19 protein-coding genes are annotated in these 22,318 nt (G+C 65.3%); 11 read left to right on the forward strand and 8 right to left on the reverse strand.

What is annotated here, in order from left to right:
- Nucleotides 1–12: 12 nt before the first annotated feature.
- Complete coding sequence (locus tag AC0L23_RS00065; protein ID WP_085353112.1) at nucleotides 13–528, reverse strand: P-loop NTPase family protein; 516 nt, start codon at nucleotides 526–528, stop codon at nucleotides 13–15.
- A 177-nt stretch (nucleotides 529–705) separates the two neighbouring features.
- On the opposite strand from AC0L23_RS00065, the gene AC0L23_RS00070 reads away from it, so the two are divergent.
- The 3 genes from AC0L23_RS00070 to panE all read left to right on the forward strand — a co-directional run bounded on the left by AC0L23_RS00070 (nucleotide 706) and on the right by panE (nucleotide 3,028).
- A complete protein-coding gene (locus AC0L23_RS00070; RefSeq protein WP_018457938.1) occupies nucleotides 706–1,095 on the forward strand; it encodes a hypothetical protein in 390 nt (129 codons plus the stop codon).
- Nucleotides 1,096–1,201: 106 nt separating this feature from the next.
- On the forward strand, nucleotides 1,202–2,032 hold the full coding sequence (locus AC0L23_RS00075; RefSeq protein ID WP_026233463.1) for a helix-turn-helix domain-containing protein: 831 nt from the start codon (nucleotides 1,202–1,204) through the stop codon (nucleotides 2,030–2,032).
- Nucleotides 2,033–2,098: 66 nt separating this feature from the next.
- Nucleotides 2,099–3,028 (forward strand): 2-dehydropantoate 2-reductase, encoded by a 930-nt coding sequence (gene panE, locus AC0L23_RS00080; RefSeq protein WP_456654176.1) that lies wholly within the window; start codon nucleotides 2,099–2,101, stop codon nucleotides 3,026–3,028.
- On the opposite strand, the gene recG is transcribed toward panE, so the two are convergent.
- On the reverse strand, nucleotides 3,025–5,133 hold the full coding sequence (gene recG, locus AC0L23_RS00085) for an ATP-dependent DNA helicase RecG (protein WP_473356742.1): 2,109 nt from the start codon (nucleotides 5,131–5,133) through the stop codon (nucleotides 3,025–3,027). The genes panE and recG overlap by 4 nt on opposite strands.
- 183 nt (nucleotides 5,134–5,316) lie before the next feature.
- On the opposite strand from recG, the gene AC0L23_RS00090 reads away from it, so the two are divergent.
- From AC0L23_RS00090 to AC0L23_RS00100, 3 genes are all read left to right on the forward strand, one after another.
- A complete protein-coding gene (locus AC0L23_RS00090; protein WP_018457934.1) occupies nucleotides 5,317–5,607 on the forward strand; it encodes an FAD assembly factor SdhE in 291 nt (96 codons plus the stop codon).
- Nucleotides 5,604–9,122: a transcription-repair coupling factor gene (gene mfd / locus AC0L23_RS00095; RefSeq protein ID WP_473356743.1), complete on the forward strand. Its 3,519-nt coding sequence runs from the start codon at nucleotides 5,604–5,606 to the stop codon at nucleotides 9,120–9,122. Before AC0L23_RS00090 ends, mfd begins: the two co-directional genes overlap by 4 nt.
- A gap of 237 nt (nucleotides 9,123–9,359) precedes the next feature.
- The gene (locus AC0L23_RS00100; RefSeq protein ID WP_018457932.1) at nucleotides 9,360–9,569 is read left to right on the forward strand and encodes a cold-shock protein; all 210 of its coding nucleotides are present in this window, start codon (nucleotides 9,360–9,362) and stop codon (nucleotides 9,567–9,569) included.
- 200 nt (nucleotides 9,570–9,769) lie between these two features.
- Here AC0L23_RS00100 and AC0L23_RS00105 read toward each other — a convergent pair whose 3' ends face one another.
- From AC0L23_RS00105 to AC0L23_RS00115, 3 genes are all read right to left on the reverse strand, one after another.
- Complete coding sequence (locus AC0L23_RS00105; RefSeq protein ID WP_018457931.1) at nucleotides 9,770–10,996, reverse strand: hypothetical protein; 1,227 nt, start codon at nucleotides 10,994–10,996, stop codon at nucleotides 9,770–9,772.
- Nucleotides 10,997–11,081: 85 nt separating this feature from the next.
- Nucleotides 11,082–12,587, reverse strand: coding sequence for an AMP-binding protein (locus tag AC0L23_RS00110; RefSeq protein WP_446481424.1), 1,506 nt, complete (start codon nucleotides 12,585–12,587; stop codon nucleotides 11,082–11,084).
- 4 nt (nucleotides 12,588–12,591) lie between these two features.
- On the reverse strand, nucleotides 12,592–14,460 hold the full coding sequence (locus AC0L23_RS00115; RefSeq protein ID WP_473356744.1) for an extracellular solute-binding protein: 1,869 nt from the start codon (nucleotides 14,458–14,460) through the stop codon (nucleotides 12,592–12,594).
- A 260-nt stretch (nucleotides 14,461–14,720) separates the two neighbouring features.
- On the opposite strand from AC0L23_RS00115, the gene AC0L23_RS00120 reads away from it, so the two are divergent.
- On the forward strand, nucleotides 14,721–15,545 hold the full coding sequence (locus tag AC0L23_RS00120; RefSeq protein WP_018457928.1) for an invasion associated locus B family protein: 825 nt from the start codon (nucleotides 14,721–14,723) through the stop codon (nucleotides 15,543–15,545).
- Between the two features lie 77 nt (nucleotides 15,546–15,622).
- Here AC0L23_RS00120 and hspQ read toward each other — a convergent pair whose 3' ends face one another.
- A complete protein-coding gene (hspQ, locus tag AC0L23_RS00125) occupies nucleotides 15,623–15,952 on the reverse strand; it encodes a heat shock protein HspQ (protein WP_018457927.1) in 330 nt (109 codons plus the stop codon).
- A 106-nt stretch (nucleotides 15,953–16,058) separates the two neighbouring features.
- On the opposite strand from hspQ, the gene AC0L23_RS00130 reads away from it, so the two are divergent.
- Complete coding sequence (locus tag AC0L23_RS00130; RefSeq protein WP_473356745.1) at nucleotides 16,059–17,012, forward strand: AEC family transporter; 954 nt, start codon at nucleotides 16,059–16,061, stop codon at nucleotides 17,010–17,012.
- A gap of 7 nt (nucleotides 17,013–17,019) precedes the next feature.
- Here AC0L23_RS00130 and AC0L23_RS00135 read toward each other — a convergent pair whose 3' ends face one another.
- Entirely contained in the window at nucleotides 17,020–18,204 is a 1,185-nt protein-coding gene (locus tag AC0L23_RS00135) for a UbiH/UbiF family hydroxylase (RefSeq protein WP_018457925.1), read from the reverse strand.
- Nucleotides 18,205–18,291: 87 nt separating this feature from the next.
- Here AC0L23_RS00135 and pcsA point away from each other — a divergent pair, with 87 nt between their 5' ends.
- From pcsA to AC0L23_RS00150, 3 genes are all read left to right on the forward strand, one after another.
- Nucleotides 18,292–19,059, forward strand: a complete 768-nt coding sequence (gene pcsA, locus AC0L23_RS00140) for a phosphatidylcholine synthase (protein WP_085353096.1) — start codon at nucleotides 18,292–18,294, stop codon at nucleotides 19,057–19,059.
- A complete protein-coding gene (locus AC0L23_RS00145) occupies nucleotides 19,056–19,790 on the forward strand; it encodes a TerC family protein (RefSeq protein ID WP_018457923.1) in 735 nt (244 codons plus the stop codon). The genes pcsA and AC0L23_RS00145 overlap by 4 nt, the downstream gene beginning before the upstream one ends.
- A gap of 75 nt (nucleotides 19,791–19,865) precedes the next feature.
- Complete coding sequence (locus tag AC0L23_RS00150; protein WP_018457922.1) at nucleotides 19,866–20,840, forward strand: quinone oxidoreductase family protein; 975 nt, start codon at nucleotides 19,866–19,868, stop codon at nucleotides 20,838–20,840.
- 122 nt (nucleotides 20,841–20,962) lie between these two features.
- On the opposite strand, the gene AC0L23_RS00155 is transcribed toward AC0L23_RS00150, so the two are convergent.
- Nucleotides 20,963–22,159, reverse strand: coding sequence for an acetylornithine transaminase (locus AC0L23_RS00155; protein WP_085384082.1), 1,197 nt, complete (start codon nucleotides 22,157–22,159; stop codon nucleotides 20,963–20,965).
- Nucleotides 22,160–22,318 lie beyond the last annotated feature (159 nt).

The raw sequence follows: 22,318 nt of genomic DNA on the forward strand, positions 1-22,318 counted from the left end.
CACCGCCATCCATCATGTGCCGTGCAGCGAATCCAGAAACCCCTGGATGTCTCGATCGCGTCTCAAGCGCACGACCGGAACGTCAGCGCCATACTGCATACGCTCGGCCTCGATGACAGGCGCGCGCTCGGTGTCGTAGCGCCACGCCTCGCGCATCAATTTCCAGTCGAACTGCTCGGGGCACCCCTCCGGGAGATCAGGCCGGGCCTTGTCGCGATCGAAGGCGGACCGCAGGAGAATGCGCCACTGGCAGAGCCAGCGCGGGCGGTCGATGACGACCAGCGTATCGGCGCGCGCGAGCGTGAGATCGAAGGCAAGTCCCGAGAAGCTGCCGTCGACAACCCATGCGTCGCCCGCGATCGCGTCAGTAACCCGTGCTCGGAAGTTCGGTTTGTCGGATGGCTTCCATCCCGGCCGCCAGTAGAGCACGTCGAGATGCACCACCGGCAGCGCGAGCTTTTGCCCGAGATTTCGGGAGAGGCTCGTCTTTCCGCTACCCTGACAGCCTACAACGATGATCCGGCGCATCGTCGTAGGGTTCCATAAAGTCGGGCGAAGGGAAAGAGGAGGCCTCCGAACGCGCGTTATTACCTGGCATGTAATTGAGCTCATCTGCAGCCTGGCTACTGTCCCGGTCATTCACCCGACAGGAAGCATTCCATCAAGCCTCCTGTCGCGTGTGTGTCGGTGCATGAGGAGAGAGCTATGCAAGTCGTGTTTACGAAGAAGGAGCCGCCGCAATGGCTGCTCGACATGTGGCGGGAGATCGACAACAAGACCTTCGGACCAGGCTTCGACTGTTTTACGGAAGATGCCGTTTGCAACCTCGGCGTCGCCGATTGGAAGGGGCGCGAGGCGATCCGCGGCAATCTGAAGGCCTTCATCGACACCGGATTCACCGCGCTCCATCACATCACCGAATATTGGGACGCGGGCTCGCTGAAGGTGTTTCGGGGTGTCGTGGACATGACACCCGATGATCCCTCAATGAAGACGGTTCATCCCACGATGACGCACTTCTTCTACATGGACGAGAGGAACGACACCAAGGTACGGCACTGGGTCGGTGCCGTGGGGCCGGTCGCCTTCGGTTGATCGCCACGAACCTGCTACCATCGGCGGTGGTGCCTCGGACAAGCCGACGTACCGTCGCCGATGCGCGTTGACGATGCCGCACATCGACAGGAAGGATCAGTCGGCCATGAAAGCGACGGCCAGTGCCCTCAAGACGCGCGCCAGTTCCGCGGGTGCGCTGCTGCGTCAATGGCGGGACATTCGCGGCAAGACGCAGCTCGACCTGTCCTTCGACGCCGGCGTCTCGCAGAAGCACATCAGCTTCGTCGAGAGCGGCCGCAGCGTTCCGAGCCGCCAGATGCTGCTCGACCTTGCGCAAGCCCTCGACGTGCCCTTGCGCGAACGCAACGAGCTGCTGCTGGCCGCCGGCTATGCGCCGTCCTATTCCGAGCCCGCGCTCGAGGCGCCCGGCATGACGAGCATCAACCGTGCCCTGCAACGCATGCTGCGTCAGCACGAGCCGTTTCCCGCCATCGTCATGGACCGGTACTGGAACGTGCTGATGACCAATGAGGCCGCGCCGCTTCTGTTCAATTGCTTCATCGACATGTCCGCACGGCCGGCGCCACGAAACCTGCTGCATCTTATGTTCGATCCGGAGGGCATGCGCCCTTTTATCGCGAACTGGCCGCAGACCGCACGCGGGCTGCTGGCGCGGGTGTATCGCGAGGCAGTCGGACACGTGGTTGACATCAGGACGAAGGCGTTGTTGGAGGAACTGTCGCAATACCCCGGGGTGAAGCCGGAATGGCGTGCGCCGTCGGCATCCGATGCGATGCCGATGATCCCGTTGTCCTTCGTCAAGGACGGTGTGACGCTGGACTACTTCTCCCTGATCACGACGGTTGGAACGCCGCAGACGGTGACGGCGGAGGAGCTGCGGCTCGAGTGCATGTTCCCCGCCAACGAGGGGACCGAAGCCGAGCACGGCAGGTTCTTGCGCGCGCACGCCGGTTGAGGAGACGTCGCGAGGCTCATCTGTTATTGTTTCTGCGAAAGCGGTCACTCCGCAATGGGAGTTCGAATGAGAGTGCTTGTGATCGGCGCGGGAGCGCTCGGAGGCTACTACGGAGCGCGCCTGGTCCGAGCCGGCGGCGACGTGAACTTTCTGGTGCGGGCCGGGCGTGCGGAGCAATTGCGGCGGAATGGATTGCAGGTCGTGAGCCCGCAGGGCGATTTCGCCGTGCAGCCGAAGATCATCCTGGCCAACGACCTCAAGGAAACGTTCGACGTCGTGCTCGTCGGGGTGAAATCCTACTCGCTCGACGATGCGATGGCCCAGTTTGCCCCGGCCGTTGGCGCCCACACGATGATTTTGCCGATCCTCAACGGGCTGAAACATGTCGACGCCCTGACGGCGCGGTTCGGCGCCGCTCAGGTTCTCGGCGGGCTCGCGAACGTCAGTGCCGGGCTCGATGCGGATGGTCGCGTCGTTCAGTTCATGGCCAATCAGACCATCGTCTTCGGCGAAATCGGGGGGTCGTTGAGCGAGCGTGTGCTCGCCCTGGAGACGCTGCTGCACGTGCCCGGTATCGACGTGCGCGCCAGCGAAGCGATCATGCAGGACATGTGGGAGAAATTCGTCCAGCTCTCGACGCTCGCCGGCATCACCTGCCTGATGCGTGCAAGCATCGGAGACATTCTGGCCGTTCCGAACGGCGAGCAATCCATCTTCCGCCTGTTTGCCGAATGCTGCGCCGTCGCCACGGCCTCGGGTTTTGAGCCGCGAGCGCCTTTCATCGAGTTTGACCGCAAGCTGTTCACGACCCCGGATTCCCTGCTCAAGGCCTCGATGCTGCGTGATCTCGAGCGCGGCTCGGTCACCGAGGCGGAGCATATCCTCGGCGATATGGCCAACCGGGCCCGTGCACTCGGCATCGACACGCCCCTGCTGGATCTCGCCCGGGCGCATGTGGCGGCTTATGAGATTGGGCGGCAACGAGCGGCCAGCTAACCCGCTCCGATCAGCGGGATCGCTTCATCCCGCTCATACAGATACAGCAGGCAGCGCAGTGCCTCGCCGCGGTCGCCCTTGAGTTTTGGATCGTCCTTCAGGATGCGCAGCGCCTCGTCGCGGGCCTGCGTGATGAGCTGGCCGTGCACCTCCGAGCGGGCGATGCGGTAGCCGGGCAGGCCGCTCTGGCGCACGCCGAGCACATCGCCTTCGCCGCGCAGCTTCAGATCTTCCTCGGCGATCCGAAAGCCGTCGGTGGTCTCGCGGATCACCTTCAGCCGTGCTTTCGACATCTCGCCGAGCGGCTCGGAGTAGAGCAGCAGACAGGTCGAGGCCTCCGAGCCGCGCCCGATGCGGCCGCGCAATTGATGAAGCTGGGCGAGGCCAAAGCGTTCGGCGTTCTCGATCACCATGATGGTCGCCGCCGGCACGTCGACACCGACCTCGACCACGGTGGTCGTGACCAGCAGACCGATCTCGTGGGCGGCGAACTGGCCCATGACGCGGTCCTTCTCGGTGCCCTTCATCTGGCCGTGGACGAGGCCGACACGGTCGCCGAAACGCTTTTGCAGGGTTTCGAAGCGCTTGGTCGCATTGGTCAGGTGCTCGGTACCCTCGGCCTCGGATTCCTCGACCAGCGGGCAGATCCAGTAGACCAGCTTGCCGGATTCGAGCGCGCGGCCGATGCTGTCGGTGACCTCGCCGAGGCGGCTCATCGATATGGTGCGAGTTTCGATCGGCTGGCGGCCGGCCGGCTTCTCCCTGAGCTCGCTGATGTCCATGTCACCGAAATAGGTCAGCACCAGCGTGCGCGGAATCGGCGTGGCGCTCAGCACCAGCACGTCGACGGCCTCGCCCTTTGCCGTCAGCGCCAGCCGCTCGCGCACGCCAAAACGATGCTGCTCGTCGACGACGGCGAGGGCGAGATCGCTAAAGATCACGTCGTCCTGGATCAGCGCATGGGTGCCGACGAGCAGGTCGATCTCGCTGGCTTCGAGTTGTGCCAGCAGGTCACGCCGCTCCTTGCCCTTTTCGCGGCCGGTGAGGATCGCGACCCGCATGCCCGCGCGCTCGGCGAGCGGCGCGATGGTCTTGATATGCTGACGAGCCAGAATTTCGGTCGGCGCCATCAAGGCGGCCTGCTTGCCGACCTCAGTGACGGCAGCGGCGGCCAGCAGCGCGACCACGGTCTTGCCGGAGCCGACGTCGCCCTGGAGCAGGCGCAACATGCGCACCGGCTGTTGTAGATCATTGGCGATGGCGGCTGCTGCGTCGCGCTGGGAGGTTGTCAGCGCATAGGGCAGGGCATCGATGATTTTGTTGCGGAGGTGCCCGTCGCCGGCGTTGCGCACACCGGCCGGGCGTCGCAATTGGGCGCGGATCAGGGCAAGCGCAAGTTGCCCGGCCAGGAGTTCGTCGAAGGCGAGGCGCGACCAGAACGGCTGGTCGGGCAGAATGTCGGTGAGCTCGACCGGCTGGTGCACGCGGGTGAGCGCCTCGGCGATCGGCGGGAAGCCGCAGCGGCGCAGCACCTCCGGGCTGATCCATTCCGGCAGTGCCGGGAGCTTCTGCAGCGCCTGCGCGACCGCACGGCGCAGCGAGCCGAGTGCAAGGCCCTCGGTCAAGGGATAGACGGGATCGATGCCGGAGAGTTTGGAAATCGCCTCCTCGTCCAGCACCCGGTCGGGATGCACGATCTGCGGGATGGCGTCGTACATCTGGAGCGTGCCGGAGACGAAGCGCTTCTCGCCGATCGGCAGCAGCTTCTCGACATAGCCGGGCTTTGCGCGGAAGAACGTCAGCACGACGTCGCCGGTGTCGTCGCTGGCGTAAACGAGGTAGGGCGCGCGCGCATTGCGCGGCGGGGGCGGGCGGTGGCGGTCGACCGTGACCTCCAGCGTCACCATGGTTCCCTGCGCGGCGTCGCGGATCTTCGGCCGGGCGCGACGGTCGATCACCTGGCTCGGCAAATGCAGCAACAGATCGACCAGCCGCGGCGTCTCATTGCGGCTGAGCAGATATTGCAGCAGCTTGTCCTGCTTCGGACCGACGCCGGGCAGGCTGGTCACGGGGGCAAACAGCGGGTTGAGCAGGCTGGGGCGCATCAGGCGAATCTAGGACCGTTTTCGCTCGTCATGCCCGGCTTTATGCCCGGCATCCACGTGTTTTTTCGTGCCCCTGCGGGGCAGCGGGCCATGACAAATCGAGGGCTGACAGGGCCCGCCCGAGTGGCTATATCACCCCGGCCCGGCACGTCCGGGCTTTTGGCGTTTGACTGGAATTGAGACATGACGGGAACGACACGATCGAGCAACGGGCTGGACGACCGCCGCAAGCGGCTTCTGTTCCGCTGCTGGCACCGCGGCACGCGCGAGATGGACCTGATCCTCGGCCGGTTCGCGGATGCCGAGATCGGCAATCTGTCCGATGACGAGCTGACGCAGCTCGAGACCCTGCTCGAAGAGGCCGATCCCGACCTCTATGCCGCCATCACCGGCGACAAGGTGCTTGCCGCCGACGTCATCGGCCCGCTGTTTGCGCGCATCAAGGGGTTTCCGATCGCGGACCGCGACGTATGAAGCAGGGGATGAAATCGCCGGCCGAGCTGCTCACGCCCGGCCGCGCGCTCACGCTTGCCAATGTTGCCGAGGGTGCCGAGGGCCTCGTCATCTCTGATCTCGCGCGCGCCATCGCGGCGCGGCCGAAGAAGCCGGCTGTCAGCCTCGCGGTGATCTGTCGCGACGGGCCGCGGATGCAGCAGCTCGAACGTGCTCTGCAATTCTTCGCGCCCGATTTGCCCGTGCTGACCTTCCCGGCCTGGGACTGCCAGCCCTATGACCGCGTCTCGCCGCATGGTGGCGTCCTCGCGCAGCGCCTGACGACGCTGGCGCGGCTGGCGTCACTGACCGGTAGCGACAAGCCGCTGATCGTGCTGACCACGGTGAACGCCGTGGTACAGCGCGTGCCGGCGCGCGAGCTCGTCGCGGCGCAGGCGCTGTCGGTCGCGCCCGGCAACGTCGTGCCGATGGATACCATCATCGCCTGGCTCGAGCACAACGGCTACAACCGCTCCTCGACCGTGCGCGAGCCCGGCGAATACGCGGTGCGCGGCGGCATTCTGGACCTGTTTCCGGCCGGCCTGGACCAGCCCGTCCGTTTCGATTTCTTCGGCGACAGCCTGGAATCGATCCGCACCTTCGATGCCGAGACCCAGCGCACGCTGCTCGACATGCGCGCGCTCGATCTCGTGCCGATCTCCGAATTCCAGCTCGTCACCGAGACCATCCGCCGCTTTCGCATGGGCTACGTCGCTGAGTTCGGCGCGCCCGAGCGCGACGATGCGCTCTACGAGGCCGTCAGCGAGGGCCGCCGCCATCCCGGCATGGAGCATTGGCTGCCGCTGTTCCAGGATCGGATGGACACGCTGTTCGACTATCTGCAAGGAGCTTGCGTCGCGATCGAGCCGCAGGCCGAGGACGCCATCCGCGAGCGTTTCAAGCAGATCCTCGATTATTACCAGGCCCGCCGCGACGCCATGGAGCATCCGGGCGGCGGTGCCATCTACAAGCCGCTGCCGCCTGACAGGCTCTACCTGACCGAGGAGGAGTGGGGCAAGCGTGAGAGCGGGATGCCGTTGGTGCGGCTCACCCAGTTTTCGGTGCCCGCTGATGGTACCAGCGTGGTCGATGCCGGCGCGCGCAAGGGACGAGACTTCGCCCCGGAGCGCAACGATAACAAGATCAATGTCTTCGAAGCCGTCGTCGCACATGTGCATGGGCTACTGACAAACCGCAAGAAGGTGGTCATCGCGCTCTGGACGGAGGGCTCGAGGGACCGCATGACCTCGATGCTGCGCGATCACAAGCTCACCCCCGTGACCAGCGTCAACAGCTGGCGCACGGTGCAGGCGACCCCGCGCAACGAGACCATGCTGGCCGTGCTCGGCCTCGAAAGCGGATTCGAGACCGACGAGATCGCTGTCATCAGCGAGCAGGATATCCTTGGCGATCGCCTGGTCCGACCGCGCAAGGCGAGCCGCAAGCTCGACAATTTCATCTCGGAGGTGACGAGCCTCGCCGCCGGCGATATCGTGGTCCATGTCGATCACGGCATCGGCCGCTTCATCGGCCTGCAGACGCTGGACGTCGCCGGCGCGCCCCATGACTGCCTCGAGCTGCATTATGCCGCCGAGACCAAGCTGTTCCTGCCGGTCGAGAACATCGAGCTGCTGTCGCGCTATGGCTCCGACCAGACCACGGTCGAACTTGATCGTCTCGGCGGTTCGGGCTGGCAGACGCGCAAGGCCAAACTCAAGAACCGCATCCGTGAGATCGCGGGCGAGCTGATCAAGATCGCCGCCGAGCGCCACCTCCATGAGGCGCCGAAGCTGCCGGTGCAGCCGGGCCTCTACGACGAGTTCTGCGCGCGCTTCCCCTATGACGAGACCGAGGATCAGCTTGGTGCGATCGAGTCCACGCTGAAGGACCTCGAGCTCGGCCGTCCCATGGACCGGCTGATCTGCGGCGACGTCGGCTTCGGCAAGACCGAGGTGGCGCTGCGCGCCGCCTTCGCGGTGGCGCTCGAAGGCAAGCAGGTCGCGGTCGTGGTGCCGACCACGCTGCTCGCCCGTCAGCATCACAAGACGTTCACCGACCGTTTCAAGGGTTTCCCGGTCCAGGTCGCCCAGGCCTCCCGGCTGGTGCCCGCCAAGCAGCTCAATCTGGTCAAGAAGGGCCTCGCCGACGGCTCGGTCGACATCGTCGTCGGCACCCATGCGCTGCTCAGCAAGTCGATCAAGTTCCGGGATCTCGGCCTGCTGATCGTCGACGAGGAGCAGCATTTTGGCGTGACCCACAAGGAGCGGCTGAAGCAGCTCCGCGCCGAGGTGCACGTGCTGACGCTGTCGGCCACGCCGATTCCACGCACACTTCAATTGGCGCTCACCGGCGTGCGCGAGCTCTCGATCATTGCCTCGCCCCCGGTCGACCGCCTCGCGGTCCGCACCTTCGTCGCCCCGCACGACCCCTTGATGATCCGCGAGGCGCTGCTGCGCGAGCGCTATCGCGGCGGCCAGGCGTTCTACGTGGTGCCGCGCATCGACGACCTCGCCGAGGTCAGGGATTTCCTCGACAAGAACGTGCCGGAGATGAAGGTTGCGGTTGCGCACGGGCAGATGCCGCCCGCCGTGATCGAGGATATCATGACGGCGTTCTACGACGGCAAGTTCGATATCCTGCTGTCGACCACGATCGTGGAATCCGGCCTCGACATCCCCAACGCCAACACGCTGATCGTGCATCGCGCCGACATGTTCGGCCTTGCCCAACTGTATCAGCTCCGCGGCCGCGTCGGCCGGTCCAAGCTGCGGGCCTATGCGCTGTTCACGCTGCCGGCGCAGCAGAAGATCACGGCGCAGGCCGAGCGCCGGCTCACCGTGCTGCAATCGCTGGAGACGCTGGGCGCGGGCTTCCAGCTCGCCTCGCACGATCTCGACATCCGCGGCGCGGGCAATATCCTGGGCGAGCAGCAGTCCGGCCATATCAAGGAGGTCGGCTTCGAGCTCTATCAATCGATGCTGGAGGAGGCGATCGTCAACCTCAAGGCTGGTGTGTCCGAGCCCGCGGCCGACCGCTGGTCGCCGACGATCACCATCGGCATGCCCGTGCTGATTCCGGAGGATTATGTCGGCGATCTCTCGGTGCGGCTGTCACTCTACCGCCGGCTCGCCGACCTCGACAGCGAGGAGGAGATCGAGAACTTCGGCGCCGAGATGCGCGACCGGTTCGGCGTGTTGCCGGACGAGGTGCGCTATTTGTGCAAGGTCGCCGCGATCAAGGCGTTCTGCCGCCAAGCCAATGTCGGCAAGATCGATGCCGGTCCGAAGGGCGCCGTCATCGCCTTCCGCGACAATTCCTTCGCCCATCCCGACCGGCTGGTGAGCTTCATCCGCAGCCACGGCCAGGCCGCGAAGGTGCGGCCCGACATGAAGGTGGTGTTCCTGCAGGACTGGGAGACGCCGGAAGAGCGTCTGGCCGGCACCACCGAGATCATGCGCCAGCTGGCGCAGCTCGCGCAGAGCAAGAAGGCGGCGTAGAGGTTTCCGGAGGCGGCGCGAAACGACGCGCCGCACTCGGATCTCCGAACAGCGACATATGATCACTTGCGCAATGATCGAACAGTTGCTAGGTTCAGTCTATCGAGTTTCGGCCGAACGACTTGGCCTCGCCGCTGAAAAGCGCGCCTGACTGACGACCCTCCCTCCAGATCTCGACGACACCCACCGCGCTTCTGAGCGCGGCCAAACGTTTATCTATCTTAAAGGACGATCCCCATGACGACGGGAACTGTGAAGTGGTTTAACAGCCAAAAGGGCTTCGGATTCATTCAGCCGGACGAGGGCAGCCAGGATGTCTTCGTTCACATCAGCGCCGTTGAACGCGCCGGCATGAATACCCTCAACGAAGGGCAGAAGGTTTCTTTTGAAATCGTTGCAGATCGCAAGACCGGCAAGTCTGCTGCTGAAGATCTGCGCGCCGCATAGGCTGCCGCAATCCCAATGACGTTGCTTTGACCACGGATGTACTGGCAGAGCTTCGGATTTTGACCCGCGACCGTTTACCGGCCGCGGGTTTTTTGCGCCAGCGGCCGGCCCTCGCGAATGAGAATGCGAACGGTGCGTTTCGCGTAAAGCTTCCACATGTGAGCAGTCGAGCTCCGACGGCAGCGAGCGCTCGCGGATGATTACGACGCCGCCCGCGATGCCTCGGCCGACAGCCGCCCAAGCAGCGACCTTGCCGTATCCGAGGGCGACAGCGAATCCACCGAAACGACGGGATCGCTGCGCATCTCGTGCTTGCCGTTCGACGTGTGCCGCATCACCGCGGAGAGGCGGCGGGCGATCATGTGCGCAGTGCGGAAGTCGGTCTCCGCGAACACGACGACGACCGAGCCGTCCTTCTGCGCCACGCCAAAATCCATCTGCCGCATCAGCCGGCTGAGAATGCGCGCGGCATCGAGCTGGGCGCGGGAATTGCCGGGATCGAAGGCGAAGCGTGCGACCGAGAGGCCGCCGCCGCGGGCCAGCGTCTGCTCGACCGCCTTGGCAAAATCACGCGCAAAAGCTTCCGCCGTGAGCAGGCCGCTGCGCGGGTCGAGCCAGCCGCCGGCATCGATCGAGCGCAGCGTACGGCTCAGCTGGGCTTCCATGGCGTGCTGGCGGATCAGGGGCAGCGCGTTGGCGGCGACCTTCGCTGACTCGCCGGGGATCAGTTCGAGATTCGGCAGGTCGTAAGTCTGCGTCAACTGATGCGCAGTGACGACCACGGGCAGGCTGCGGAAGCGGGTGTCCTCGGCGAGCACCGTGAGAAAGGCATCGGTCACGCGGGGGGTAAAACCTTCGGCGAGCACGACGCCGTCGAGGTCGCGGGTGTTGAGATGCTTGGCCGCTGCCTCGATCGAGAGCGCCCCGATGACGCCGACGCGCTCGCCGAGCGCGACGGAAAGCGCGGGGTAAGCCGCGCCGCGGCCGATCAGAAGCACCGTGGCATCGCGAACGGGATCAGCCTCCGGCAGCGCGACTTTGACCTCGGGCAGCCGGCGCAGCACCGTGGCGTGAAGGGTACGAATCCGTAGAGCGGCGCGAAGCCGCGCGATCAGGCGTTCGGAATGGCCGGCGCGCGAGGAAGAGAAGGGCAGGACGTTGTGCGGGAGCGCGCCCGCCGCATCCAATGCCACGAAGGGAAGGTAAGGGGATTGCTCCGCAATCTTGCTGGCGAGCGGCGCCAGATGCGGCTCGTGCCCGGCATGCATCGCGGCGAGAACCACGGCCGGCTGCACCTCTTCGACCGCGCGCACCGCGCCGGCCCAGCCGGTGTCGATCACGGGAAAGAAGCGCGCCTCGTCCAGCGCCGCAATGAAGGCCGGCCGCTCGCCATTGGACACAAACAGGATCGGGCCGGCCTGGGACATCGAGAGACTCTGATCACGCGACAGGTGCCGCGCAATCTAGTCCGGCCGCCTTAATGCAGCGTCAATGGAACGGTCGAAACTACGCTTAGACCGGCCCGGAGCGGTCGCGAAAAGCTTCGACCATCAGGGGGTTAAGCCCGAGTTCGCTGAGCGCCTCGCGGGCGCGGGCATTGTCCTGGGCGCGGCCCGCGAGCCGGTGACCGGAGAGCCGGTCAGGCAGCGCGGTCAGCAGGGCGCCCTGGCCGAGCCGGCGCGCCCATTCCTGCAGGTCGTTGGAGAGGAAGCGGTAGCCGCCGACGGCCATGATCCCGGAGGGCGGCGCGGTGATGCAGATCGCGCCGCTGGGACGATCGAGCCGCGCGGCATAGCCGGTGTCGACATAGTCGCGTGGCGGTTGCGCGATCAGGGTGTCGCCGACCGGCGGCGGCGGCGGGGCGTAGGCCGCGATCGGCACCATAGGGCCGCGCAGCCCGAGCGTGCCCTTCGGCGTCAGCAGAATCTCGCCGGCGATCGACGAACCCGACTGCTCGCGCGGCGCGCCGTGCGGTCCCGGCATCACCGGCACCGGCATGCCGTCCTCGCCACGCCGGGCGCCGAACAATCCGGCCTCGCCGAACAGATAGACGTCCGTGAAAGGCGCATGCGGCGCAATCCATGCCTCGCTCGCCGACACCTGCTCGGGGGCGCGCCACAGGCCGATGACGTTGCGCAAGCTCGGCATCCGCGCCGCCAGCTCGGAATCGCCGAGCCGCTGGGCGAACTGTGCCGGTGCGATCAGCACGTCGCATTCGTGCGCATTGATCTGCTGCTCCAGCACGTCGTTCTCGAAGGGGTGATGCAGCGCCAGCGTGCCGCCGCACAGCAGCCACACCGCGAGCGAGGAGGCGAGCCCTGCGAACGACATCGGCGTGAACGCCGCCATCACGGTTGCGCCTTGCCTGATGTCGGCTTCCAGCGACATCGCGAGCCCCCCGGCGATCAGGCTGAAATGCGGCCGCGGCACGGGACGAAAGCCTTCGGCGGTGACGTCGAAGGAGATCATCGCCGCCTTGCGGCCATCCTGAATCACGGCGCGCGCTGTGCCGGGCGGACGGGCCTGCACGTCGTCGAGCGAGGCCATGCCTTCGGGCAGGTTGGTGCCGAAGCCGCAGACATGGCGAATCGAGAAGGCTTCCGCGGCCGCGTGCATGGCGAGATCGGCATAGCTGACGCCGTCGACCGTGCTCATGGTGACGATGGCGCGCGCCGCGGTACGATTGAGAGCGGCGGTCAGTTCGGCATGGCGCCAGAGCAGCGGCAGCACGGCGACGACAAGACCGGCGCGATGGGCGGCGAGAACGGTGAGCACGAACTCGACCGTATTCGGCAGTTGGATGGCGATGACGGAATTGGCCGGCAGGCCTGATTCGACGAAATAGGCGGACAGCGCCTCGATGGCGGTGTCAGCCTCGGCATAGCTCATCCGCCGCGGCTCGTGCCCGGTCACGCGGAACTTGTTCAGGGGGTCGAGCAGAGCGGTCGCGTGCGGCTGCCGCATCAGCGTGCGCTGAAACAGTGTGTCGAGCGTCGGCGATACGGCTGGCTGGTTCACGGCGTCACTTTGCTTGATGAGCTTGCGGCTGCCCCTTCGACCACCAGGTCTCCGGCAAATAGCCGGACAGCGAGGTGGCCTCTGGCCGTTCTATCCGATTCCAGCGCGCGATCCATTGCTCGGATACGTTAAACAGGGGGATTGTATAGAAACCGGAGATCAAAGCGCGGTCGAGCGCCCGCACCGCGGATACGAAATCCGTGTGTTCACGGGCTTCCAGCAGTGCGGCGATCATCGCATCGACCGCGGGATCCCGGGCCCCCATGTAGTTGCGGGTGCCCGGACTGTCGGCGGCAGCGCTCCCCCAGTAGAAATATTGCTCGTTGCCGGGCGACAGGGACTGGTCCCAGCGGTTCTGGATCATGTCGAATTCGTAGGCGAGCCGGCGCTGGTCGAACTGCACGGGATCGACCGATCGCACGCTGGGCTCGATGCCGGCGCGCCTGAGGTCGCGCTGAAAGGCAAGCGCGACGCGTTCCTGGTCGCGGGTCGTGACCAGGATCTCGAAGGTGAAGGGCGCCTTGGTCGCACGGTTGCGCAGCACGGTGCCGTCGAGATCGTAGCCGGCCTCCAACAACAGCTTCAGCGCCGCGCGCAGCGTGGTCCGGTCGCGGCCCGAACCGTCGGTCACCGGCAGGCGGTAGCTGCCGTCCATGATGTCAGGCGGGATCTGCGCGGCGAACGGCTTGAGCAACTCGCGCTCGCGCGCATCCGCAGGCTTGCCATACGCTGAGAGGTCCGAGCCGGCAAAATAGCCGGCGACGCGCGAGTAGAGGTTGAAGAAGTAGTTGCGGTTCACCAGCTCGAAATCGAACAGCAGCGTCAAGGCCTGGCGCACGCGGATGTCGGCGAATATGGGACGCCTCGTGTTGAACACCAGAAATTCGGAAGGTTGCGGCACGCCCGGCTTGAAGGTGTCGCGGATCACGTCGCCATTCTTCGCCGCGGGAAAGTCGTAGCCGTCGTGCCAGCGCAGCGGCTCGTGCTCGATGCGGAAATCATAGAGGCCGCGCTTGAAAGCTTCGAACTGGCCGTTGGCCTCGCGAAAATAGTCGAGCCTGATCTCCTCGAAATTGTAGAGCCCGCGATTGATGGCGAGGTCACGGCCCCAATAGTCGGGATTGCGGGTGAGCGTCACGCTGGCACCGGGCCTCACGGCGGTGACGCGATAGGGGCCGGAGCCGACCGGGCCCGACAGCGTCGTCTCCTCGAAAGCCGCGACGTCGACCGCATGTTTCGGCAGGATCGGCATCAGGCCGAGGATCAGCGGCAGTTCGCGGTCATTGGCTCCCGCAAGGTCGAAGCGGACGGTGAGGGGATCCGGCGCCTCGGCCCTTGCCACCTTGCCGTAATATTGCCGGTGGTTTGGGCGGCCGTGGTCGCGCAGCAACTGCCAGGAGAACAGCACGTCCTCGGCGCGGACCGGCTTGCCGTCGGAGAAGCGCGCGCGGGGATCGATGTGGAACGTGACAAAGCTGCGCTCGTCATCGGTCTCGACCGATCTGGCGAGCAGTCCGTAGAGCGTGAACGGCTCGTCATTGCCGCGCGCGAGCAGGCTCTCGACCACGTAGTTCCGGACCGGCTGCACGGCCAGTCCCTTGACGATGAAGGGATTGAGGCTGTCGAAGGTGCCGAGAACGCCCCAGGTCAGCCGGCCGCCCTTGGGGGCGTCAGGGTTGACGTAAGGCATGTGGGTGAAACCGGCAGGCATCGCCGGCTTGCCGTGCATGGCGATGGCGTGGGCTTCCTCGGCCTCTGCGCCGCTGGCCGGAAGCCCCAAGGAAAACGGGAGCCCCAAGGCGAAAGCCAGGACACAGAGGCGGACGCAAAGACCTTCAGGACGGCCCTCGAGAAGGCGCTGGAACATGAACATGTGGACACGTTGATTCGAGGACCGCAGGCCTGAATCCTATCACAGGGATTTTCCCGGGGGCGCACGCCGACGCGCGGTCAAAGGCGCTTGTCGGCATTGATCTTTTCGTCGGCCACGTTAAGAAGGCACGCAATCGCGCAAGAGCGCCGAGCCCGTCACTTATCTGCCTCATTTGACGGGGAGAGAGCCGCGCCCAACGCGGCCAGGCTCGGTGCGTCGAAGCGGTTCGGGCACTTCCCGTTCAGAAAGGGTTTTCCGCAATGAATTTCCGTTACTTGGCCGCGTCCGTCCGGCCGCGCGGGCGACTTCTCGCCTTGTTGACGGCGACGGCGTTGGCCGTCCCGTTTGCCGCCGAGGCCCAGGCTCCCGCGCCAGCTCCGGGCACGCCCGCGCCCAAGGCGACCCCGAAGGCCGCTCCGAAGGCTGCCCCCAAGGCTCCGGCGCCGGCCGCTCAGGCACCGGCCCAGCCGGCACCCGCCCAGGGCGCTCCGGCGCAGGGCGCTCCAGCGCAGCAGGGCGCGGCCCAGCCGGCCGATCAGCAAATCCAGCTGATCTACGCCCCCTGGACCAAGTTCTGCCTCAAGGGCCAGGACGCCAATGCCAAGCAGGTCTGCTTCACCGGCAAGGACGGCCGTATCGAGTCGGGCCAGCCGGTCATCGCGGCCGTCATCATCGAGCCAGAAGGCGAGCCGAAAAAGATCCTGCGCGTGACGCTGCCGCTCGGCATGCAGTTGGTGCACGGCACCCGCATCATCGTGGACAACAATCCGCCGTTGCAGAGCCCGTATGTGATCTGCTTCCAGAACGGCTGCATGTCCGACTACGAAGCCACGCCCGAGTTCATCAACAACATGAAGAAGGGCCAGAACCTCGTTGTTCAGGCGATCAATGCCAACGGCGCACCGCTGACGCTGCCGCTGCCGCTCGCCGGCGAATTCCAGAAGGCCTATGACGGCCCGCCGACCGATCCGAAGGTGTTCGAGGAAACCCAGAGGAAGCTGCAGGAAGAGCTCCAGAAGAAGGCTGAAGAGCTGCAGAAGAAGCAGCAGCAAGCGCCTGGCGCCGCTCCGGCCGGACAGAAGTAATCAGGGATCAATCCCGCACATGAAAAAGGCGCTCGGTTCGAGCGCCTTTTTTGCTGGCCAGTTGATGGCTTCGAAACTCAGTTCAGCGAAGGATTGCGCGGGCGATAGCCGGTCTTGTCCTTGACGAAGATCTCGGCGACCTGGGAATGCCGGACCGGCTCGCCGGAATCGTCCGGCACGAGATTCTGCTCGGAGACATAGGCGACGTATTCCGACTCCGAGTTCTCCGCGAGCAGGTGATAGAACGGCTGGTCCTTGTGGGGCCGCACCTCCTCGGGGATCGACAGCCACCACTCTTCGGTGTTGTTGAATTCCGGATCGATGTCGAAGATCACGCCCCGGAACGAGAAGATCCGGTGGCGCACGACCTGTCCGATCTGGAATTTGGCGGTCCGCGCTTTAATCATTCCCCGTCGATAGACCAGGATTGTGGCCGATGCTAGTGCCCTGATCTGGAATTAACCCGCGGTTGCGGGGCAGATAGGCCCCCAATCTTCAGAAAACACTTCATCAATGGTCGATATCCTCAATCTGGCTCTACCATATTTCGGCTTGATCTTCGTTGGATTCGCCTGTGGCAAGGGCAAATCCCTGCCGGAATCGGGCCTCGCCTGGATGAACTTCTTCCTGCTCTATGTGTCGCTGCCGGCGCTGCTGTTTGCGATCATGTCGAAGACGCCGTTTTCGGAATTGAACAACCCGCCGTTCCTGGTCGCGACCACCCTGTCGACCGTTGCGGCGTTCACACTCGCGCTGGTCGTCGGCAAGGTTTTGGGCGGGCTGACGCTGCGCGAGGCGACGCTCGCCGGGCTCTCCGGCGGCTACGGCAATATCGGCTACATGGGACCGGGGCTGGCGCTCGCCGTGCTCGGGCCGAAGGCCTCCGCGCCGACTGCGCTGATCTTCTGCTGCGACAGCATCTTCCTGTTCACGATCGTGCCGTTGCTGATCGAGCTCTCCGACCGCGATCATCCCTCGATCGTGCATGCCTTCGGCGTCGTGCTGAAGCAGATCGTGCTCAACCCGCTGATCATGTCGGCCTGCTTTGGCGCGGCCTTCGCATCGCTGCATATCGAGATGCCCGTCGCACTCGATCGCACCATCACCTTCCTCCAGAACGCAGCCGCTCCGACCGCGCTGTTCGTGCTCGGCGTGACCGTGGCGCTCCGCCCGTTCGATCGGGTCCCGTGGGAAGTGCCGGGCGTGATCGCGATCAAGCTCCTGGTCCATCCGCTTGCAGCTTTCGGCCTGATGCTGGCGCTCGGCCCGTTTGCGCAGCCCTGGGCCGCGACCGCCGTGCTGATGGCCTCGCTGCCGCCGGCGCTAAACGTGTTCGTCATCGCCCGGCAGAACGACGCCTGGATCGAGTCTGCCTCCGTCGCGGTGCTGCTCGGGACGTTTGCGTCCGTGGTCACGCTGACCAGCGTGATGTGGGCGATCCAGACTGGCCGGCTGGCGTTTCCTTGAGCGGCGGTTACTTCCGCCAAGTCGGCGTGAGCCCCTCGCGCATCGCAAAACGCCGGAGCGGGCCGATCGCGCCGAGCAGGTGCATGCCGACCGCGCGGACGGGCTGGAGTGGCAGGAAATCATTGAGCAGCGAGCGGTTGGCGATGTCGATCGCAAAGGTCCGGCTCAGGATGTCCGGACGCCGCGCCCGGTCATAACGCTTGAGCACGTCTGCTGCGCCGGGATCTTGGCCTGATGCGATGGCCTCGCCTGCAAGCCTCGCAATGTCGGCGGCATCGCGGAGGCCGAGATTGAGACCCTGGGCGCCGATCGGGGGAACCACATGGGCGGCTTCGCCGACCAGCGCAATGCGGTCGCCGCCGAAGGATTTGGGACGTTCGATCGCCAGCGGGAACAGATGGCGGCCCGGCTCCACCGTCATGCGCCCGAGGATCGAATGCGACTGCTTCTCGATCGCGGCGGACAATTCCTCATCGCTCAGGCCGCGAAGCCGCTCGGCGTCCGCAGGCGCCGAGACCCAGACGACGCTGGAACGATCGCCGGGCAGGGGCACGAACACGCAAGGACCATGCGGGGTGTGGAACTCGGTCGAGACGTTGCGGTGGGGCCGCGCGTGCCCGACGTTGAAAGTCAGTGCCGTCTGGGTCAGCTCGCGCCGCGTCACCGCGATGCCGGAGGCTTCGCGGCACAGCGAATGCCGGCCGTCGGCCCCGACCACGAGGCGGGCCGAGAGAAATTGCGCAGCGGCCGTGCGGATCGCGACGTCATCGGCTTCGATGACGACAGTTTCGGCCTCGTCGTCGAAACGGACGACATCGGGCAGTTCGGCCGCGCGCGCTTCCAGCGCCAGCATCAGCGAGCGGTTGTCGATGTTGTAGCCGAAGGCATCGAGGCCGATTTCGTGGCAGGAGAACCGGACCTCCGGCGCACGAAACAGCCGGCCGGTGTCGTCGACGAGCCGCATGATTTCGAGCGCGGCCGCCTTGTCCTTGCAGCGCGGCCAGACGTCGAGGCTCTCCAGCAGATCGACGGAGGCACCGAGTAGCGCCGTGGTTCGATTGTCGGCATAAGGCATGCGACGCGCCACCAGCGCGGTCCGTGCGCCCGCCTGCGCCAATGCGATGGCCGCGCTCAGTCCCGCCGGTCCGCCGCCGATCACGGCCGCGTCAAAGAGTGTCGATGCATCTGTCATGGAACGACATTGGACATGCCCCGCGGCAAATTCAAGCCCACTCATATTTCCCTGATTTTATGACGAATTGTGCGACCAGGCGCCGCAATGGCTTATGTGCAAACCGGTGTCATTCTGATAGCAGAAGTCATGGACAGCCAAGAGGATTCCCTGAAGCCCAGGCCCGCGATCCGCGCCGCTGCCTTCTCGGTGCACATCTTCACCGCGTTCGGTGCGGCGATCGCGCTGCTGGCGATGCTTGAGGCCGTGCGTGAGCACTGGGCGGCGATGTTTCAATGGCTGGGCGTCGCCCTCATCATCGACGCGATCGACGGGCCGATCGCGCGCCGGCTCAACGTCAAGGACGTGCAGCCGAACTGGTCGGGCGACGTGCTCGACCTCGTGGTCGATTTCGTCACTTACGTCTTCGTGCCGGCCTATGCGATCGTGGCCAGCGGCTTGCTGCTGCCGGTCGCAGCTCCCCTGCTCGGCGTCGCCATCATCGTCACCAGCGCATTATATTTCGCCGATCTGCGCATGAAAGCGGACGACAATCATTTCCGCGGTTTTCCGGCGCTGTGGAATGCGGCGGCGTTCTATCTGTTTCTGCTGCACTGGCCGCCTCTGCTCTCGACGCTGCTAGTAGCGGCCCTGGTGGTGCTGACCTTCGTGCCGTTCCACGTGCTGCATCCGGTGCGCGTCGTGCGGCTGCGCTGGCTGACGATGTCGCTGATCGCCATCTGGGCTCTGCTCTCCTTCTACACGCTGCAGATGGACTTTCGCGTCGGCACCGGTGTGACTGTCGCGCTCTGCGCGATCGCGCTCTGGATCAGCTTCAGCGACGCATTGATACGGCTGACAAGATCCTTCGCATGATGCACCTGTTGACCAGCCCCGAAGCCTGGGCCGCGCTCCTCACCTTGACCGCGCTCGAGATCGTGCTCGGCATCGACAACGTCATCTTCCTGTCGGTGATCGTCTCGCGCATTCCCGAGAAGCAGGCGCACCGCGCCCGCCAGATCGGGCTCGCGCTGGCGCTGATCTTCCGCATCATCCTGCTCAGCCTCCTGGTCTGGCTGATCGGCCTGACCGCGCCGGTGTTTTCGTTTTCCGGTTACGGCTTCTCCTGGCGCGACCTCATCCTGATCGGCGGCGGTCTGTTCCTGATTGCGAAGGCGACGCACGAGATTCATGGCGAGGTCGAAGCCGATGACGGCGAGGGCGGCGAGAAGTCACCTCGTAACGCTTTCTTCTGGGTCATCGTCCAGATCGTGATCATCGACATCGTGTTCTCGCTGGACTCGATCATCACGGCGATCGGCATGGCGCAGGACCTCGAAATCATGATCGCGGCCGTCGTGATCGCCTGTCTCATCATGTACATTTCGGCCGGACCGGTGTCGCGGTTCGTCGCGGAGCATCCGACCACGAAAATGCTGGCTCTGGCCTTCCTGGTGCTGATCGGCGTCGCGCTGGTTGCGGACGGATTCCAATTCCACATCCCGCGCGGCTACATCTATTTCGCGATTGCGTTCTCGGCAGCGGTCGAGTTTTTCAACGTGCTAGCGAAACGCAACCGCAGGAAGACCGGCAAGCCGTCGGTCTAGGCGTTCCAGCCCGCGTCGAGTTGACAAGGCGGGCGCGATGTCTTTCGCTGGCCCGCGAGAAAAGGAGGTCAGGTGATGACCAAAGCCGTCCGTGTGCACAAGGTCGGAGGCCCCGAAGCCCTGGTCTATGAGAGCGTCGATGTTCCGGCGCCCGGGCCCGGCGAGGTGCGCATCGTCCAGCATGCCGTCGGCCTGAACTTCATCGACGTCTATTACCGCACCGGCCTCTACAAGGCGCCGGGGCTGCCCTTCATCGCCGGCAACGAAGCCTCGGGCGAGGTCGTCGCGGTCGGGCCGGGCGTGACGAATTTCCATCCCGGCGACCGCGTCGCCTACTACCACAATCTCGGCGCCTATACCGGCGAGCGCAACATCCCCTGGGAGCGGCTGGTCAAGCTGCCCGACCACATCACCCACGAGCAGGGCGCCGTGCTGATGCTGAAGGGGCTGACGGTGTGGTATCTCCTGCACAAGACCTTCAAGGTCGAGCCGCATCATCGCGTGCTGATCCATGCCGCGGCCGGCGGCATCGGCCTGCTTGCCTGCCAATGGGCGAGGGCCATGGGTGCCCACGTCATCGGCACCGTCGGCTCGCGCGAGAAGGCTGCGCTTGCCGAGGCCAATGGCTGCGACCATGTGATCCTCTACAACGAGGAAGACTTCGTTGCGCGCGTCAAACAGATCAGCCGCAACGAGGGCTGCGACGTGGTTTATGACGGTGTCGGCAAGGCGACGTTCCCGGGCTCGCTGTCCTGCCTGAAGCCGCGCGGGATGTTCGTCTCCTTCGGCAATGCCTCAGGCCCGGTGCCGCCGTTCTCGATCGCCGAGCTCAACACCCACGGCTCGCTGTTTGCGACCCGGCCCAAGCTCAACGACTATATCGGAACGCGCAAGGAGTTGCTGGAAGGCGCTGACACGCTGTTCGCCGCCGTCATCAACGGCAAGCTGCACGTGCCGATCAACCATGCCTACGCGCTCAAAGACGCCGCCAAGGCGCATATCGATCTCGAAAGCCGCAAGACCACGGGTGCGTCGATCTTGAAGCCGTAAAGAACGTCTTGCCGAAGTCGTCATGCCCGGGCGTGTCCCGGGCATCCACGCTCTTCGTGCCGCGCCTCAAGGCGTAGATGGCCGGGACAAGCCCGGCCATGACGGAGAAGAGAGCGGGCCGTCTACGCCACCCGCCGTGCCGCGCCGGCTCTGGTCAAGATCCCGTCGAGACAATCGATCATCTCGGCGATCTCGGCCCGCGTGACGTTCAGCGCCGGCATGAAGCGCAACGTGTCGACCTGCGGCGCGTTGAGGAGCACGCCGGCCTCGAACGCCTGCGCGACGATGCCGGGCGCGATCGGCAGCTTGAGGTCGAGCGCGAGCAGGAGCCCGCGACCTCGCACTTCGCCGAGCCCATGCCGCGCCGAGACCTTCTGCAGCTCGCTTTCGAGCAGCAGCCCGGTTTCGGTCGCCGTCTTCAGGAACTCCGGCTTGCTGACCTCGTCGAGCACCGCAAGCCCCGCCGCGCACATGATCGGGTTGCCGTTGAACGTGCCGCCCTGGTCGCCGTGCTCGAAGCAGGCCGCGCGTTCGGTCGCGAGCAGCGCCGCGAGCGGCACGCCGCCGCCGATGCCCTTGCCGAGCGTCATGATGTCGGGCGCGATGCCGGTGTGCTCGTAGTGGAAGAGCTTGCCGGTCCGGCCCATCCCGGTCTGGATCTCGTCGAAGATCAGGAGGAGGCCGTGCGCGTCGGTGAGGGCGCGCAACTCCTGCAAGAACTGATCGGTCGCCGGCCATACGCCTGATTCCCCCTGGATCGGCTCGATCATCACAGCGACGGAGTTGTCGTTGATCAGCTTTTCGACCGAGGCGATGTCGTTGAGCTTCGCCTTCTTGAAGCCGGCGACCTTTGGCTCGAACAGCGGCTCAAAGGCCTTCTTGCCCGAGGCCGACATCGTCGCCAAGGTGCGGCCGTGAAAGCCGCCTTCGAAGCTGATGATCTCGTACGCGCCACCTCGATGCAGGCTGCCATATTTGCGCGCGAGCTTGATCGCGCCCTCGTTGGCTTCCGCGCCGGAATTGGCAAAGAACACCTGGTCGAACGCGCTGTCTGCAACCAGCGCCTGCGCGAGCTTCAGGCTTGGCTCGTTGTAGAAGGCGGGGCTTGGCGTCAGCAGCCGCTTGGCCTGCACGGCAAGCGCGTTGGCGATCGCGGGCGGGGAGTGGCCGAGGCAGTTGACCGCCCAGCCCTGTACGAAATCGAGATAGCGCTTGCGGCTGTCGTCCCAGAGGTAGGAGCCGGCGCCGCGAACGAACACGGCCTTGGGCCGAGCGGTGATGTCCATCAACGCGTCATACGGATGGGTGGCGGTGGTCATGTCGAACTCCTCTGGAGGCGGGTGGAAAAGGGGGCGCGAAAAGCAAGAAGGGCGCCCCCAGCGGGGGCGGCCGGCTCGGAAAACCACCCAGGATTAAGTGGGTCAGCGGCGTCGTGGGACAAGGCCCCCCCGCACAACCACGCCGGAGCCACCGCGGCG

It is taken from the genome of Bradyrhizobium sp. MI1.4 (assembly GCF_055811315.1).